Genomic DNA, 16,233 nt, shown 5'->3' with positions numbered 1-16,233 from the left:
ATCGGTAATTTTTGTTAAAGCCCTGATCAAGTTTTCGTTCGGCCGAAAAGGCAATGATCGGAAGCGGATTTCGTGTTTCCGCGACCGCGACCGCGGCACGGCCTCAGCCGAACGTCTGAAGGCTGAGCGTACCCGTTGCGGCATTCCAGACATAATCGCCGTCCGCAAAGCGGATAAGCTCGATTCCCGATAGCTGATCGGTCCCGCTCGATGCGTGGGTGATTGCAGCACCGGTATTGCTGCTCGCGACCGTATAGGCCGCGCGAGCGAGCGTGTAAGTTGCCACGTCCTGCCCGGCGCCGCCGATGATCGTGTCGTTGCCGGCGCCGCCGATGAAGATGTCCTCACCGTCGCCGCCGTTCAGCGTATCGTCGCCGCTCGTCCCTTCCAGCGTCTGGTTGCCGGCACCGGCCGTGATCGAGAGGCCCTTCGTGCCGAGGCCGCGGATGGTGGAAACCGATCCGAGGACTGAGATCGACCCCGAAGTCAGCAGCGTGGTCCCACCGACGATGTCGAGTTTGAGGTTCTCGGTGATTGTGGCGCCGACGGTTACGGTGCCCGAAAGGCCGCCGCCCGAGATGGCGATGGACTTCGTACCACTGCCGACGTCGAGCGTGTAGCCGCCGCTGGCATAGGTCGATACCGACGTCGTTCCGACCTGGACGGTCAGATCGCCGCGGCCTTCGCCGACCGAATAGAACTTGTCGCCATTCGTGTCGTTGTAGGCGACGCCGGTGACGAAGACCTTGCCCGTGCGGCCACCCAAATCCTGCGTGACAACCCACGGACCGACTTTGGTGGCGGCATTGGTCTCGGCCGTGACCGCGATGCCGACTTCGGTCAGGTTGGCCGACATGATGTTGTTGCGATGGCCGGCCGGCGACTGCATGCCGCTCGGGCCTTCGCCCCAGTCAATCATGAAGCCGGCATGGCCGTGAATGACGCTCTGCGCATAGGAATAGACGTTCTCGCCGGCGCGCGTGAAGTTGTAACCCTCGGCCTTGAGGCGGTCGCCCAGGCTCAGTTCACCGGCAACCTGGTGGGATTGCTCGTCGGCTGCGATGAGCGCGGCGTTGTGCTTCTGCGCCGCAGCGGCGAGGCTGCTGTTCCAGGCCAGTGGCGCCACCGGCGTGAGGGCCTGATAGGCGGCCTGGAGATCGGCGCCCACGACGGCGAAATAGTCGATCGCGTTTTGAATCTGCGCGTCCTTGGCCGTCAGCGGCGTGTAGGACGAAAGATAACGCGAGGCGTCGAGCATCGGATTGAGTCGCGTGTCGTTCAGCAGTTCGAGGTAGAGCTGCTCCTGCGCCGATGGCGCGGGCGAGGGGCCCGTGCTCGTGCCACTGCCGGCAGTGATGGGGCTGGGCGCGGTCGACGAGATCTTGACGTCGCCAATGGTCATGCCCGCGGCAGAGACCTTGACCGAAGCTAGCTTGTCGGCGAACTGCACCTGCGTGCCGTCGGCATCGCCCTGGACGGCGATCGTGGCGACCTTGCTGGCGCCGTTGAAGACGACGAGCTGATTGCCCTGCTGCTGGTACGTGTAGGCGGTCGAAAGCGCCGTGAAACTGACCTTCTCGATATTCTGGTCGAAGAGGGCGCCGCTGGCGCCGGCCGTGAGGCCGATGCTTTCATTGCCGGCCGTTCCGAAGAACCGGGCGTTGGTGAAAGAGATGTCAGCGATCGACTCGCCGTTGTAGAGGTATACGTCAGGCATGGGCGGGCCATACCGGATTATGGTTAACGTTTCCGTAATTGCCTCTGGCTACACCCCGTTATAGGCGGCAGGCCGTTGTCAGATGCGACGCCCCGCAAGGCTGTGATTGACAACGCCACGCGTCTGGCCGGTGCCAGGAACGCTAGTCGCGCGCAGCTTTGTCGAGACGGGACGCGTCCGTGGGTTTTGCAGCACGACCCCGACTGCTTAGCCTGTTGCGAGTTTGTGCCCCGCTCGCTGAGCAACTTACGTTGGCAAGCATTTGCGGAGAGACCTTCCGGCACAATCACGCCTGTGACCCACTGGACAAGCCGCTATCGGTTCAGGTGATATAGCGCACTGCTCCGGCAAAATTAATCATGTCCGCGTCCGGTGGGCGTGGCGCGATCACGGCGACCTCTGGAAGGAAAAGCAGGCTGTGCTGTGGTTGAAGGTAGCAGTCCTCCAAAATCTGACACAACAAGAGCAATGCGACGTGGGGCAATATTGCCTCAGGTCATGTACCCATTGATTTCCCGGTCTTGGCGCGAGGAATCGGTTCTGTTAAAGTGCCGCTGCGCTGTGCAAACGGCAGCGCCGGGACTGGTAATCCCGCTTGTGAAGCAGCTCGGAAACCTCGGTTTCCGGGGTGTCGTCGTGCATGTCCAGACCTTCGGGTTAAAGGCGGCGACGCATGTCACAAGCATGTTACCAGCTCCGGCGGCTCCCGCGCCCAGCGTGCGGGAGTTCGGGACTTCATTCCGCATCCGTCTCGCCTTCCGCGTAATCGCTACGATGCGGACCGGAGGTTCTATGGACAACCTTAGCCCTGCTACATCGCAGCGCCCCGCGCCCCGTGCTACGGTGACTCAAGCCGTTTTGGGATCGATAGCGCCTGTCGCGGTGTTCCTTGACACCACGCGGACTGGGGCGTGGGCGACTTACGAGGCCGACCCAATTCAACTCTTGCGAACTCGTGAAGGGCGGAGACTGAGCCGAGCGCGCTATTTGCGCGCAAACGAATTCATGCTGCCCCTTGCCCATGGCGGGCCTGGTGACTGGCCAGACTATCTCTATGGCGCCGGTATCGTCGCTCAGCTTGTCCTGTCTTCGCATCTGATGGACGTTGGATTTCCTGACGCCTGGTGCGCTCGCCACATCGGCCTCCATGTTGCCAGATCGCTGGATTTCGCACAGGCGACCGGACTAGGGCTCGATTGCCCAGAGACAGTACGGCTGGTTCAAGTACTCACACCCTACAGTAAGTGGAACTGCCTCTCGCTAGCGCATGGCCTGAGGCCAGATGACGACGGCTTCACATACGAGGAGACCCAGGCGCTACTGCGGGCACTGATCGATCATGTAGGGTCGGTTACCGGCCATCGCGATTTGCAACCTCGGGCTCGATCTAAACGCTCAATCAAATCGTGATGTCCTCGGACGATGAGATCACTGTAAACATCGCAGTCTTGACACGATTGAGCAGTCGGTGGTCCAGGCGTGCCGTTATCTGGGGCCGATTATCTGTGACTATGTGAGTGATCTCGTCTCCATGGGATCTTGCCCTGCGACCAGCTCGACACTCCAAGCTCGTCGGCTCAGGGCGCGTCCTTTTGCAGTTTGTAACAATAGCTTCCATCCGGGCTCACATCTCCCGGCTCCCCCACGATCAGGCGCACCTCGCCGTCGGCCTCTTCACGACGCACCGACAATTTCTCCCATCGGTCGAAGCCGATCGCACGGTTCAGCATGATCGCGGCGGGGTTGGTGGACAGGACGTAGCCCGTCACCGTCCTGACGCCGGCGGTCGCGAACAGCCAGTCGATCAGCGCGCGGCCGGCGATCTGCAACAGCTTGGGATGTCCGCCGCGCTCGCCGCGCATCGCGTTGTCGAGCAGCACGGTCTCGTGGGTCAGGTCCTTGAAGCCGAAATGACCGATGAGCACGTCGTCGGCATAGATCAGAAACATCATCTGCGAAGTTGAGGCGAAGACCGCGTTTCGCAGCCAGCTGCGCGTGCGTTCTGGTGTGGCGGTGAACTGGGTGAGGAAGGAGCCCATGCTGGCGTTGCGCCAGTCGGTGAGCTTGCCGATCACTTCGTCGTTGGCCAGATGCGCTTCGGTCAGCGGTACCAGCCGGCCGATCGCGGTGCCGTCATCGTCGTTGAGGTCGATCACGATCGTCTCGCGCCCCGCGATCACGTCGCGGACGAGCATCTCGATCCGGTTCGCGGGCTCAGGCGACATCGTCGCGCGCCAGCAGGGCGCCGGCCTCCACGTCGCGCGCCAGGGTCCGACCGATCAGCGCGTCCATTTCGGTCGGGGGGATGCCGTCGCCGGGGCGTTTGGCCTCCAGATCGCCGGAGGCCAGGACTTCACCGGCTTTGAGGGCGCGCGCCGTGACAACGCTGCGCCGCATCTTGGGGATCTGCGCCAGTTCCACGTCGGTCAGCAGACGCTCGGTTCCGCCCAGCGCCGCATGGACCTTGCGGCAGGCCGCGATCATCCGCGCCATGCCGTCGGGTTCGGTCGCCATCTGGTTGTCCATGCCGATCTTGCTCCTGTCGAGCGTGAAATGCTTCTCGATCAGACAGGCGCCCAGAGCCACGGCTGCCGCCGGAATCTCGCTGCCAAGGCTGTGATCGGAATAGCCGATGGGATGGCGGGGGAACGCGCTGCGCAGCCCTTCGACGTTGCGCAGGCGGATCGTCTCGGGCGGCGACGGATAGACCGAGGTACAGTGCAGGATGACGATCTCGTCGTTGCCCGCCGCCGTGATCGTGGACACCGCGCGCGTGATCTCGTCGAGCGTGCCCATGCCGGTCGACAGCACCAGCGGCACGCCCAGCCCCGCCAGGTGGGCGAGAAAGGGCAGGTTGTTCAGTTCCATCGAGGCGATCTTGATGAAAGGTACGCCGCAGGTCTCGACCAGGAACTCCGCTTCCGCGTGCGAATAGGGGGTCGAGGCGAAATCGATTGCCACCGCCCGGCAATGGGCCGCGAGTTCGGCCAGTTCGGCATCGTCGAGCGCGAACTTGGTGACCATGCGTTTGGCGATCGGGTTCTGCCGGTAGTGGTTGTCCGAATAGAGCGATTCCGCGCTCCACGACTGGAACTTGACGCAGTCGCAGCCCGCCGCTTTCGCCTGATCGATCATCGACCGCGCCACATCGACATTGCCGAAGTGGCTCGTGTTGAGTTCGGCGACGAAATAAGGGGCGAGATAGTCGCCGACCACGCGCCCGTTCGGAAGTCTTACCTGTGACATGGCGTTCTCGTTACTGGTCGATCGGCCTATTGATCGATGGGGTCGACGATCATTTCCGACAGGAACAGATCGCGGTCGAGGAACGGCGCCTGATCCTCGAGCGGACGGCGGACGAAGCGGCGGTCGACGGCGCTGCGCGTGTGCCAGAGTTCGATATAGCCCTGATCCTCGCGGCCATGAATCTCGCAGAGCACCGGCCCGCTCCGCGCGAACAGGTCGGCCAGGCCGGCGCGCAGGTCCGCCGTCGTCTCTATCGCCATATAGTCGAGGCCGAAACAGGCGGCGACTTTCGAAAATTCGGGGCAACTCACGCCATTTGCCGGGTCGGTGCCGATCACGCGCTTGCGGAACAGTTCCTGCTGCCGCCGCCGGATGATCGAATAGACGTTGTTGTTGATGACCACGATCTTGAGCGGGAGGCCGCGATAGCGGACCGTCTCCAGTTCCTGCAGGTTCATCATGATCGAGCCGTCGCCGATCACCGTCACCACGGGGCCTTTGTCCGCCATGCAGGCGCCGATCGCCGCGGGCAGGGCAAAGCCCATCGCCCCCTGCATCGCCGGGTGAATGCAGGCCTGGCCCTCGGCGAAGCGCACGTTGCCCGGCAGGATGACGTCGTTGAGGCCCGAATCGACGACGAGCGTCGCCGAGGCCGGCAGCAGGTCGGAGAGGGCTTCGGCCAGTTCGTAGAGATCGACCCGCTCGGCATCGCGGAACGCCGGCTCGACGCCCGCGAACAGCCTCTTCCAGTGCAGGCATTTGTCCACCCATGCCGCATCGGTCCGCCGCGGCGGCTCCTCTCCGATCGCGGCCAGGAAGCGCGCGATGTCGGCAGGGATGAACTGGTCGATCCGGATGCCTTCCTTGCTGTGCTCCACGGGATCGATGTCGACAACGATCGTCCTGGCGTCGCGCGCAAACTTGCAGAAATCCGGGCCGGTGACGAGCGAGGTCAGCCGGCATCCGAGCACGAGCACGAGGTCGGCGTTCTGCACGGCGAAATTGCCCGCGCGCGAACAGCCCTGCGCACCGACCGAGCCCAGCGAGAGGGCATGGGCGCTGCCATAGCTGTCGGGCGCCGACGGCGCATAGGTGACGGGGATGTTCCAGTCCTCGGCAAAGCCGCGCAGCGCGGCCTCGGCCCCGCTCGAACGCACGCCGCTGCCGATCAGGATGACGGGACGCTCGGCTTCCGTCAGCGCATCGACGACCTGCCGGACCGCCGCGGCATCGGGCTGCGGCCGATGCTCTTCGTCGTCGAACCGCGGTGCGGGAAGCGCTTCCACATCGATCTGCGCGCTCTGCAGGTCGAGCGGCACGTCGATCCAGACCGGCCCCTTCCGCCCGGAACTGGCCAGATGCAACGCCGTCTCCAGCGCCTCGACGATCTCGTCGGCCGAAGTGATCATCCGCGCATATTTGGTGATAGGCTCGACCAGCGCGACGATGTCCGCTTCCTGCTGGCCATAGGTGCGCAGCGGGATGCCGGTGAACCGGGTCGTTTCGCGCAGCACGTTCTGCCCGGAGATGAAGATGCAGGAAATGCCGTCCTGCCAGGCCGACAGCACGCCGGTAATCGTATTGGTCGAGGCGCAGCCGGTCGACACCAGGCAGGCGCCGAGGCTGCCGGTCCGGCAGGCATAGCCGACGGCGGCGAAGGCGGCCGATTGCTCGTGATGGACCGACACCGGCTGGAGCTCGGGATGCTTGGCCAGGGCATCGGTCAGGAACAGCGCGCCGCGCCCCGTGACCAGGAATACCGACCCGATCCCCGCCTGCGCCAGGCGCTGCATGATGTAGTCGGCAACTCTCATGACGCTCGTCTATCGCCTTACGTCCGGGGTTTGAAGCGGTCCAGGATCGCGGGGACCGCGACGACGAAATCGCCGCTGCAGGCCGGCTCGCCATCGACCGCGCTGCGCACCGATCCCATCGCGATGCCGCGCTTGAACGATCGCAAGGTCGCCTCGATGGTCAGCACGTCGCCGGGCACGATCTTGCGCTTGAACTTCACCTTGTCGATCGAGACGAAGCTCGTCTTCATGCCCTGATATTCGTCCATGCAGAGGAAGGTCATGATGAAGGTCTGCGCCAGCGATTCGATCTGGACGAAGCCCGGCACGTTCGGATCGTCCTCGAAATGCCCGGGAAAGAACCACTCGTTGTAGGTGTAGCACTTGATGGCCGTGGCGCTCTTGCCCGGATCGAAGGCGGTCACGCGGTCGATCAGCAACACCGGAAAGCGGTTGCGCTGGTGCCGGATGATCGCGTTGATGTCGAGCGTCGCCGCGGCCGGTGCTTCGCTCATCCGACGGGCTCGACCTGCACGTCGTATTTGGCGAGGATCGCCTTGCCGGCCTCGTAGCTCGAGAACTCGATGATGTCGTCGATGTCGAGTTCGATGCCGAAGGCCTCTTCGAGCGCCGCCATCAGCGCCATGTGCCCGACGCTGTCCCAGGATTCGACCTCCTGATACTTGAGCGCCGCCAGATCCTTCGGCTCCAGCATGAAGGTCTCGACGAAGGCTGCATCATATTTCTCGGCGCTGCTCATTTCCTGCCTTCCTTGCACGTTCGCATGTCGCAAATCTCAGCCGCTATGCACGATCCGCGAGAGTTCTTCGACCAGCATGTAACCGTCCCAGACGACGCCCATGTCGAGCGCCTTGCCCACCGGAACCACCCGGTCGATCCCGAGCAGACCCCGCTCGACGACGAAATCCACCACCGCCTGTCGGTCCAGCCCGAAGCAGGTGACGGTCTGATAGCGCTCGGTGACGATATGCGCCAAACCCTCGAGGCCGTCCGCCACATGTTCGAAGAAGGTGCCGCTCTGGCCGCGATGCCGCTCGATATCGACCGGCATCGCATCCAGGGCGATGCGGTAGATCAGGTTGTCGTGGCGAACGGCGCCGCGCACCGCTTCGACCGTGCCGGCCGTCCGGCACAGGTGCGCGAACTTGTCGACGGCCCGCGCGTCGGTCAGCGGGTAACGGTCGCGCACCAAGGGTTCGAGCGCCGGCCAGAAGCGTCGCTGCGCCGCCGCAGATGCCTCCGCCGACCCCTGCCACAGGACGAGGTGCGGTGACGAACAGCCGTTCTGATCGAACAGGTAGCTGTCGTTGAAGAAGCCGCGGGCAAGGTCCGCCAGCGCCTCTTCGCTCGCCGCAAGGACCGCCTCGGCGCCCAGCAGGCACAGCGAATAGCGATCGGCGAAGGCGACGTCGACGCAGCGCGGAGGCGCGGGCAGTTGTTTCAGATGCGCCACGGTCGCGTCGCCGCCCCAGATCATTCGCGCCTGGCATTCGGCCGAAAGCGCGGTGGTGATCGCGTCGTCGCGCGGATAGCGCACCAGTCGGTTCATCGCCGCCACCCGCGCATGGTCCGGCATGGCGAACAGGGCGGCAATGGCGTCGCAGATGATCTCCACTTGAGCAAAGCCATCGGGAATGCGCACGATGTTCGCATTGCCTGCGAGCAGGCCGAAAGCGAAGGAGTAGGCAAAATTCACCGGCACGTTGCTGGGCGCGACATGCAGGACCAGCCCGCGCCCGATCCGCGCATGACGCCGGTCGAGCTCTGCCGACAGCCGCGAGAGATTGGCCGGGCGGCACCAGAAGGCGAAGGCCGCGATGTCGGGATGGTCGCGGACCTCCGCGCGGCCGAGCAGGGCTTTCGACAGCGCCGAGAGGAACGAGAGCACCGGCTCGGCATAGGGCCGCAGCGGCCGCCGTTCCAAGGCGTCCAGCGGCCCGCCGACGCGGATCGTCAAGGGCAGGTCAGGCAGCAGGTTCATAGGTGTCGCTGCAGCCGCGGACTTCGGCCTTGGCCACGCGTCCGGCGATGGTGAAATGGGTGCCACGCCGCCCGCAGGCGCAGCCGTCGAGCCCTTCGATCCGGCCGAGGTCCTCGGTCAGCAGGGCATGCCCGGGATAGGAGCGGGGGATCATCGAGAGCACTTCGACCAGACCCGTCTGCCCCGGCGGCAGGGCGCTGAAGTCGGCGACGTCGCGGATGATGACCTCGGCATAGGCGGGCGCATGGAGAAAGCCCCGGTCGCATTCGAGAAAGATCGACCCCGTCTGCTCGACCATGCCGTAATAGTTCACCACCCGGTCGATCCCGGCGCGCTCGCGCAAGGCCGCGTGGAAATCCCGGCTGGAGACCGCCTCGTCCTGCAATTTCTTCCAGCCCCCGCCATGCAGCAGCACGCCCTGGTCGATGGTCAGCCGACGTCCCAGAGCCTGGAGCGGCTTGTAGAAATGCTGCCAGATCATGAAGGTGAAGCCGAACAGGAAGACCGGCTGGCCGGCATGCCGCTCGAGAAAGGCGTCGATCGCCGGCAGGTCGAGGTTCATTTCGGCGTCGAGCGCATAGGTCACGTTCTGGCCGAACATCGAGAAACCGAGAATGCCCGCGCCGCGCGCCGAGAAGGCGTTGCGGTCCTTGAGCACGCTGGCGGAATCGATGACCAGCATCGGCAGGCGCTTGCGGCCGATCACCTCGCCCATGAGACGCGACAGGATCTTGGTCTGTAGCGCAGCAGTCTCGCGATCGAGGAAGATCTTCGACACCTGCTGGCCGCTGGTGCCCGACGAGGTCATGGTCTTGAACACCTGTTCCTCGGGCACGCTGCGCAGGTCCATTTCCTTGAACAGGCGAACCGGGATGAACGGCACGTCCGCCAGCGTCGCGATCGGCCGGTCCGCATCGGTGGCCACGTCGAGAATGCGCGCATAGGCGGGGCAGTGCTGCCGGTGCCATCGGGTCAAGGCGTCCATGGCATGGGTCAGCGCCGCGGCCTTCGCACCGGCGGGCATGGCGAAGGGTGACTGGTCGAGCCAGAAGGCCGGATCGAGCCCCGTCATGCCAGCGTCCTCCTCTCCAACCCGTTCAGCTCGCCATATAGGATCTTGCCCGCTGCATTGCGCGGAACCGCATCGATCGCCAGGACGCTGATCGCGTTGGGGGTGAGCTTCAGGTGCGAGACGAGGTGCTTCTTCACCTGCCTTGCCCCGTCGGGCGTCGCTTCGGCGAGATAGACGTCGAGATGATCGTCGCGCCCGGCACAGACGGCCTGATGGCCGGCCGCCTGCAAGCCGGCTTCGACATCCTCCAGATTGACCCGGTTGCCGAACAGCTTGAGGAAGCGTTTCAGGCGGCCGACGATCGTGAAATCGCCCTCGGCATCGCGCTTGGCGAGGTCGCCCGTGTGCAGCACGCCGCCCCAGTCGTCGCCGCGAGCCAGGTCGGCATGGCCTTCGGCATAGCCCAAGGCCACGTTCGGTCCGCGATAGACGATCTGACCCACGCCGTCGGGGCGGGCGATGCGATCGCCGTGCTCGTCTTCGAGCCACATCTCGCCACCCGGTATGGCCTGGCCAATGCTCCCCGCCTTCACCGCGACGTTCTCCGGCGGCAGATAGGCCATGCGCGCGGTCGCTTCGGTCTGCCCGTACATGACGAAGAGTCGCCGGTTCGTGTCGCGGCACAGCGCGGCGAAATCCTCCACCAGCGCCGGTTCCATCCGCCCCCCGGCCTGCGTCATGACGCGCAGGTCGGGCAGGTCCATCTTTCCGAAGCGCAGCTTGGCGAGCATTTCGTAGTGATAGGGCACGCCGGCGAAGCTCGTAATCCGGGCATCGCGCATGAAGTCCCAGAAGCCGCGATCGAACAGCGTCTTGTTCGTCAGCGCGATCGTGCTGCCCGCGAGCACGTGGCTATGCAGCACCGACAAGCCATAGGAATAGGCCAGCGGCAGGCTCGTCACCGGGACATCGTCGGCGCCGATGTCGAGATAGCTGCGGATCGCTTGGGCATTGCTCAGGACATTGTCGCGCGACAGCCGCACGAAGCGCGGGCTGCCGGTGCTGCCCGACGTGCCCAGCAGCAGCGCCAGCGTCTCGTGCAGGGGGGCGCAGGCCGCGGGCCGCCTGGCCAGCAGGCAATAGCCCCGCTCCGACAACACGATCTCGGCATCGGCCACGGCTGGAACGCGCGCTTCCGGCAGCCAGACGAAGGCCGGTCCGTACCGCTCGATCAGCGCGCGCAACGGTTCCTCGGGCAGGCCCGTCGCCACCATCATCGGCACTGCGCCGACCTGCATGAGCGCGAGGTAACCGAGCGCACCGCCGGGATCGTTGTCGCACAGGCACATCACGAGGCGGCGCTGGCACGCCCTGATCGCAGGCCGCTCCGCCAGATCGGCGAGCGCGGCGACCGCGATCGCCGCGCCATCGTCCGTCCGGAACAGCGGGCGGTCGCCATAGGCGGCCGCCATGTCCGCGAACGGATCACCCATGATGGCCTGCCGCTATCGTCATGACCCGATGCGTTTGAGGAAACCGTCGGGCGATACGGTGATCTGCAGCTTGTGCTCGATGGCCCTGTCGATGACGAAATCATCGCGGCCTGCCAGGAAGGCATGGACCGCGGTCTTGGGATTGTTGCCCTTGCCCCAGGGCCGGTCGGCCGAGAGATGCTCGGGCGCGTCTTCGACGATCGTGTCGCTGACCACGCAATAGCAGCCCGCCGTCACCAGCGGCGCATAGAGCTCGAGTTCGCGCAGCACGTGGTCGTGGGTGTGGTTGGAATCGAGGCAGACCATGATCCGCGCATAGTCGCCGGCAAAGGCGCGGACCTGCTCGGCGATGTCCGTGTCGATGCTCGAACCCTGGAGCATGTGCACGCGCGGCGCCATCGGATGGGCTTCGATCGCCGCGCGATTGTGTTGCCGGATGTCGATGTCGAGACCCAGCACCTTACGCTTCGGCGCGCGCGGATCGACGACCTCGCCCGCCTCGAAGGCATCGGCATAGTCGAGTAGCGCCAGGGTAGCGGCATTGGCGATCAGCGAGCCGCCATGGGCGATACCCGTCTCGACGATCAGGTCGGGCCTGGTCTCCCAGATGATTTCCTGAAAGGCGATCATGTCCTGCGGGAACTGGATGATCGGCCGCCCCAGCGCGCGGAAATTGTAAGTATACCGGTGCCGCGCCGAGGCCAGATTCCAGTCGAGCGACTGGCGCTGGAATGCCGCGTCGCGGCCCAGGCCTTCGATGTTGTCGCGAACTTCGTCTTCAAAGGCTTGCATGGGGCTGTCCTTGCCTCTCTCCGTCATCGGGCGAGCGCCGCGACGACTGCGCAGACCCGCGCAATATCCTCGTCCGTCATGTCGTGATAGCTGGGCAGATTGATCGCCCGGCGGGGAATGTCCCAGGCGTGGCGGTTCTCGCGCCGCGCTTCGAACATCGGCAGTTCGGACAGCGGATGGAAGAACACGCGCGCGTCGACGTTCGCCTCGGCGAAGGCCTGCTGCATGTCCTCGCGCGTGACGCCGCTCTCCTGCGAGAAGACGACCGTCGGCATCCACGCGCCGTTGACCGTCCCTGCGGGTTCCGGGTTCATCGACACGCCGGGCAGACCGCAGAGTTCCGCGCGGTAGCGCGCGAAGATCGCGCGTTTGCGCGCCACCAGATCCTCGATCCGCTCGAGCTGCGCGCAGCCCATCGCCGCCTGCACGTTGGACATCTTGTATTTGAAGCCGACCATGTCGGGCCAGAACTGCTTGACCTGTCCACGCGCACGACCGTGGTTCGACAGCGTCAGCACGCGTTCGTAGAGCTCGGCGTCGCTGGTCACGAACATGCCGCCTTCGCCCGTCGTCAGCGTCTTGGTGCCGTGGAACGAGAAGGTGCCGAACCGCCCCATAGAGCCGGCCCGCCGCCCGCCGTGCCAGGCCGAGCCGATGGCTTCGGCGCCGTCCTCGACGATGGGAATGCCGGCCTGGTCGCCCAGCGCCAGCAGCGCGTCCATGTCCGCGAGATTGCCGTAGACGTGCGTGGCGATGATCGCCCGCGTCCGCGGCGTGATCGCCCGTTCCGCCGCCTGCGGATCGATGCACCAGCTTGCCGGGTCGATGTCGACGAAGACCGGCGTCGCACCCAGATGGACGACGGGCGCGACCGTGGCGACCCAGTTGGTATCGGCGAGCACGACCTCGTCGCCCGGCCCGATGCCCAGCGCCGCCAGGCCCATGTGCAGCGCGCCGGTGCAGCTCGACGTCGCTATGGCATGGTCACTGCCAAGCCAGGCGCCGAACTCGCGCTCGAAGCGGATGATGTAGTCATAGCATTGCGCGCCCCAGCCGTTGGCGGCGGCGTCGGCGGCATAGTCTCGTTCCAGCGCGGTGATGGACGGCTTGGTGTAGAAAATCCGGTCGGTCACCGAGAATCGCTTTCGTGGCCGCGCTCAGAGCAGGACGTGTTGAGTCAGGTCGAGATCGGAGAAGATCACGGTCGGACGGTAGCCCTTGGCCAGATAGTGCTCGCGCCGGGCTTCCTCGCTGACGAAGACGATCGAACCTTCGATCAGGGCTTCGGCGGACAGGCCTTCGGGCTCTTCGGCGACGATCGCGACTTCGGTGGGTACGCCGAGATCCTGGAGGAGTTCGGCCACCATTTCGGGGTCGGTCATGCCGTCGAGGATCAGGCGCTCGATGCCCGTCATCGCGCCGACCTTGCCGGCCAGGGTCTGGAGCCCGACCATCGCGGGCAGGGTGTCGGCGACCTTGGTGACCTCGACGTTGTCGCCGTGGCCCGCGAAGATCATTCGCGCGCAGAGCTCGTAGGCCTTGATGTAGTCCTTGCGCGCGAACCAGAACCGGATGGCGACGCCCATGCGGACCATCATGAAGTGTCGGCACATCTGATCGTAGGCGATGCGCGATTCGTCCGACATGTCGATGACGCCGCGCTTGGCGCCGATATGCAGGAAGTATTCGAGCCCGCCGCGATAGCGGTCCCACGAGGTCACGACGTCGTCGAAGCCCGCTTGCTGCCGCGACGGGGCGATCTTGGAAACCGCCACCGAGCGGTAGAACGGCGTCTTGAGGAAGGTGACCGCGCCCATGTCGAGGAAATGGGCGAGATGCGAGAAGGCGTAGAAGCAGAGCTCGCGCGGCACCCAGGCCGAGCGCATCGCCGACGAGCGGACGATGGCGATCTCGGGGAAGATGTGCCCTTCGAACAGGAAGCAGAACATCTCGAAGAAGTCCCGGCGTTCGAACTTGCGGTCGGCGGCCACGGCGTAGAACTGCGACAGGTCGAGGTCCTGCACCTCGTCGTAGATCGTCCAGGGGGCATGCGCCGCGACGACGTCGGGGTTCTCGTCGAGATAACGGACCACGTTCTCCACCTCGGGCGCGATCAGCAGATCGTCGTCGGCGAGGTAGATCGTATATTCGCCCAAGGCGTGCTGGAAGGCGTTGATCTGGTTGGGCGTGGCGCCGCCGTTCACCGCCCGTCGGAAATAGCGGATTGGCAGGCCGCGCTCGATGAACCCCGCGACCATGCTTTCGGTGCCGTCGGTCGAGGCGTTGTCCGAGATGACGATCTCGTAGGGGAAGCTGAAGGCAAAGCCTTCGCAATATTCCAGAGCGTTCCGGAGATAGGCCTCGCGGTTGTAGGTCGGAATGCAGATGCTGAGCTTCACCGGACTATCTCCTGACATAGGACGGATAGGTCGCATCGCGCTCTCCGATCACCACCGGCGCAAAAGGCCAGTCGATGGCGAACAGCGGATCGTCCCACCGAACCCCGCGGGCGAGGTCCGGGGCGTAGTTGGACGACAAATGGTAAATAAGTTCGCAACCATGTTCTAGGGTCAGGAAACCGTGCGCGCATCCCTCCGGAATGGCGAAGGCGTTGCGCCTTTCCGCGCTCAGCTCGACCGAGGCCCATTGCAGGTAGGACGGAGAATCTGGCCGCAGGTCGACGGCGACGTCGAACACCGAGCCGCGCGTGGCGCGCACGAGCTTGGCCTCGGCCTGCGGGGCGATCTGGTAATGCATGCCGCGCAGGGTGCCGCGGCTGTTGTTCACCGAGACGCTGCATTGCGGATAGGACGACACCAGCCCCTGGGCCGCGAAGGTTTCCGCGCAGAAGGTGCGCGCGAAAAGGCCCCTTTCATCCACCCACGGCTCGACCTCCACGATGAAGGCGCCGTCGATGGCGGTGGGCAGGAATTTCATCCGAAAACCGTGAGTTCCGGCACTGCGACGACGAAGCGTCCGCCCCATTCGGCGATCCCGCGATTGATCGCGACGACCTCGTCGAGAATGTTCCACGGCAGAATCAGGACATAGTCGGGCCGCGTCTCGAAAATGCGCTCGGGCAGCAGGATCGGCAGGCGGCTGCCCGGCATGAACCGGCCCTGCTTGGCCGTATTGGCGTCGACCGCATATTCGACGAGATCGGTCGTGATGCCGCAGACGTTGAGCAGGGTATTGCCCTTGGCGGCGGCGCCATAGGCGGCGACCGTCTTCCCTTCGGCCTTGGCCTGCTCGAGGAAGGCCAGCAGGCCCTCGCAGATCGGTGCCACGCGGCTCTGGAACCCGGTGTAGACGTCTACCTTGTCGAAGCCGGCGGCGGCTTCGTCGCGGCGGACTTGCTCTACGGCCGGCGTCGCGCCGTCGCGCATTGCCGCGGTTCGGCGCGCGAACACGCGCAGGCTGCCGCCGTGCGTGGGCAGCTCTTCGAGGTCGAACACCGCGAGGCCATGCGCGGCGAAGATGTTCTCCACCGCCAGCAGGGACAGATAGTAGAAATGCTCGTGATAGATCGTGTCGAACTGTGCGCCCTTGATCAGGCGCAGGAGGTGCGGGAACTCCATGCTGAGCACGCCCTCGGGCTTGATCAGGCGCGCTAGGCCGCCGACGAAATCGTTGACGTCGGGGGCGTGGGCCAGAACGTTGTTGCCGATCACCAGATCTGCGGCGAGCCCGCGGGCGACCAGGTCGTCCGCCACGTCGCATCCGAAGAAGGAGGCTTCGGTCGGGACGCCGATGGCGCGCGCGATCCGGGCGACGTTCTCGGCCGGCTCGACCCCCAGGACGGGGATGCCCGCGGCGACGAAGTGCTTGAGCAGGTAACCGTCGTTGCTCGCGACCTCGATCACCTGCGAACTTGCGTCGAGGCCGAAACGTTCGCGCGTCGCGTTGGTGAACCGGCGCGCGTGCTCGACCCAGCTCTCGGAGACCGAGGACAGATAGGCATAGTCGCTGAAGATCTCCTGCGGGGAGACCGCGACATCGGTCTGCACCAGCCAGCAGCGGTCGCAGACGGTGACCTGCAGCGGATAGGTCGGTTCGGGCTGTTTCAGCTGCTCGGCGGAAAGGAAGCTGTTGGCCAGCGGGGTCGTGCCAAGGTCGATGAAGTCGTGCTGCAAGACCGCATCACAAAATCGACACCGCCGCTCGCTCATCATTCAAAT

Annotated in this window: 14 protein-coding genes; all 14 read right to left on the bottom strand. The window is 64.9% G+C overall.

Annotated elements, in window-relative coordinates; translation table 11 throughout:
- Positions 1–103: 103 nt before the first annotated feature.
- The 14 genes from WG901_RS10340 to WG901_RS10275 all read right to left on the bottom strand — a co-directional run bounded on the left by WG901_RS10340 (position 104) and on the right by WG901_RS10275 (position 16,224).
- Positions 104–1,717, bottom strand: a complete 1,614-nt coding sequence (locus tag WG901_RS10340; RefSeq protein WP_339586986.1) for a CAP domain-containing protein — start codon at positions 1,715–1,717, stop codon at positions 104–106.
- Positions 1,718–3,294: 1,577 nt separating this feature from the next.
- Complete coding sequence (locus WG901_RS10335) at positions 3,295–3,912, bottom strand: GNAT family N-acetyltransferase (RefSeq protein ID WP_339586985.1); 618 nt, start codon at positions 3,910–3,912, stop codon at positions 3,295–3,297.
- 19 nt (positions 3,913–3,931) lie between these two features.
- Positions 3,932–4,963 (bottom strand): N-acetylneuraminate synthase family protein, encoded by a 1,032-nt coding sequence (locus WG901_RS10330; protein WP_339586984.1) that lies wholly within the window; start codon positions 4,961–4,963, stop codon positions 3,932–3,934.
- 26 nt (positions 4,964–4,989) lie between these two features.
- Positions 4,990–6,777: a thiamine pyrophosphate-binding protein gene (locus tag WG901_RS10325; RefSeq protein WP_339586983.1), complete on the bottom strand. Its 1,788-nt coding sequence runs from the start codon at positions 6,775–6,777 to the stop codon at positions 4,990–4,992.
- Between the two features lie 17 nt (positions 6,778–6,794).
- A complete protein-coding gene (gene fabZ, locus WG901_RS10320) occupies positions 6,795–7,271 on the bottom strand; it encodes a 3-hydroxyacyl-ACP dehydratase FabZ (RefSeq protein WP_339586982.1) in 477 nt (158 codons plus the stop codon).
- Positions 7,268–7,516, bottom strand: coding sequence for an acyl carrier protein (locus WG901_RS10315; protein WP_339586981.1), 249 nt, complete (start codon positions 7,514–7,516; stop codon positions 7,268–7,270). The genes fabZ and WG901_RS10315 overlap by 4 nt, the downstream gene beginning before the upstream one ends.
- Before the next feature lie 36 nt (positions 7,517–7,552).
- Entirely contained in the window at positions 7,553–8,758 is a 1,206-nt protein-coding gene (locus WG901_RS10310) for an acyl-CoA reductase (RefSeq protein ID WP_339586980.1), read from the bottom strand.
- Positions 8,742–9,830, bottom strand: coding sequence for a LuxE/PaaK family acyltransferase (locus WG901_RS10305; protein ID WP_339586979.1), 1,089 nt, complete (start codon positions 9,828–9,830; stop codon positions 8,742–8,744). Before WG901_RS10305 ends, WG901_RS10310 begins: the two co-directional genes overlap by 17 nt.
- Positions 9,827–11,263, bottom strand: a complete 1,437-nt coding sequence (locus WG901_RS10300) for an AMP-binding protein (RefSeq protein WP_339586978.1) — start codon at positions 11,261–11,263, stop codon at positions 9,827–9,829. Before WG901_RS10300 ends, WG901_RS10305 begins: the two co-directional genes overlap by 4 nt.
- A gap of 18 nt (positions 11,264–11,281) precedes the next feature.
- Positions 11,282–12,055 carry a cephalosporin hydroxylase family protein gene (locus WG901_RS10295; protein ID WP_339586977.1) on the bottom strand — a complete coding sequence of 258 codons (774 nt, stop codon included), beginning with the start codon at positions 12,053–12,055 and terminating at the stop codon, positions 11,282–11,284.
- A gap of 23 nt (positions 12,056–12,078) precedes the next feature.
- Positions 12,079–13,188 (bottom strand): DegT/DnrJ/EryC1/StrS family aminotransferase, encoded by a 1,110-nt coding sequence (locus WG901_RS10290; RefSeq protein ID WP_339586976.1) that lies wholly within the window; start codon positions 13,186–13,188, stop codon positions 12,079–12,081.
- A 24-nt stretch (positions 13,189–13,212) separates the two neighbouring features.
- Positions 13,213–14,454 (bottom strand): glycosyltransferase family 2 protein, encoded by a 1,242-nt coding sequence (locus WG901_RS10285; RefSeq protein ID WP_339586975.1) that lies wholly within the window; start codon positions 14,452–14,454, stop codon positions 13,213–13,215.
- 4 nt (positions 14,455–14,458) lie between these two features.
- Positions 14,459–14,992 (bottom strand): dTDP-4-dehydrorhamnose 3,5-epimerase, encoded by a 534-nt coding sequence (rfbC, locus tag WG901_RS10280; RefSeq protein WP_339586974.1) that lies wholly within the window; start codon positions 14,990–14,992, stop codon positions 14,459–14,461.
- A complete protein-coding gene (locus WG901_RS10275; protein WP_339586973.1) occupies positions 14,989–16,224 on the bottom strand; it encodes a class I SAM-dependent methyltransferase in 1,236 nt (411 codons plus the stop codon). The genes rfbC and WG901_RS10275 overlap by 4 nt, the downstream gene beginning before the upstream one ends.
- Between the last annotated feature and the right edge of the window lie 9 nt (positions 16,225–16,233).

This window comes from Novosphingobium anseongense (genome assembly GCF_037482895.1).
Taxonomy (GTDB): Bacteria; Pseudomonadota; Alphaproteobacteria; order Sphingomonadales; family Sphingomonadaceae; genus Novosphingobium; species Novosphingobium anseongense.
Note: the sequence above shows the minus strand (reverse complement) of the source record. Positions and strands in the feature narration are given on the sequence as shown.

Coding starts and splice junctions, on each gene's coding strand:
- WG901_RS10310 (WP_339586980.1), bottom strand. CDS start 8,758: ATGAACCTGCTGCCTGACCTGCCCTTGACGATCCGCGTCGGCGGGCCG.
- WG901_RS10305 (WP_339586979.1), bottom strand. CDS start 9,830: ATGACGGGGCTCGATCCGGCCTTCTGGCTCGACCAGTCACCCTTCGCC.
- rfbC (WP_339586974.1), bottom strand. CDS start 14,992: ATGAAATTCCTGCCCACCGCCATCGACGGCGCCTTCATCGTGGAGGTC.
- WG901_RS10340 (WP_339586986.1), bottom strand. CDS start 1,717: ATGCCTGACGTATACCTCTACAACGGCGAGTCGATCGCTGACATCTCT.
- WG901_RS10335 (WP_339586985.1), bottom strand. CDS start 3,912: ATGCTCGTCCGCGACGTGATCGCGGGGCGCGAGACGATCGTGATCGAC.
- fabZ (WP_339586982.1), bottom strand. CDS start 7,271: ATGAGCGAAGCACCGGCCGCGGCGACGCTCGACATCAACGCGATCATC.
- WG901_RS10325 (WP_339586983.1), bottom strand. CDS start 6,777: ATGAGAGTTGCCGACTACATCATGCAGCGCCTGGCGCAGGCGGGGATC.
- WG901_RS10315 (WP_339586981.1), bottom strand. CDS start 7,516: ATGAGCAGCGCCGAGAAATATGATGCAGCCTTCGTCGAGACCTTCATG.
- WG901_RS10295 (WP_339586977.1), bottom strand. CDS start 12,055: ATGCAAGCCTTTGAAGACGAAGTTCGCGACAACATCGAAGGCCTGGGC.
- WG901_RS10275 (WP_339586973.1), bottom strand. CDS start 16,224: ATGAGCGAGCGGCGGTGTCGATTTTGTGATGCGGTCTTGCAGCACGAC.
- WG901_RS10330 (WP_339586984.1), bottom strand. CDS start 4,963: ATGTCACAGGTAAGACTTCCGAACGGGCGCGTGGTCGGCGACTATCTC.
- WG901_RS10300 (WP_339586978.1), bottom strand. CDS start 11,263: ATGGGTGATCCGTTCGCGGACATGGCGGCCGCCTATGGCGACCGCCCG.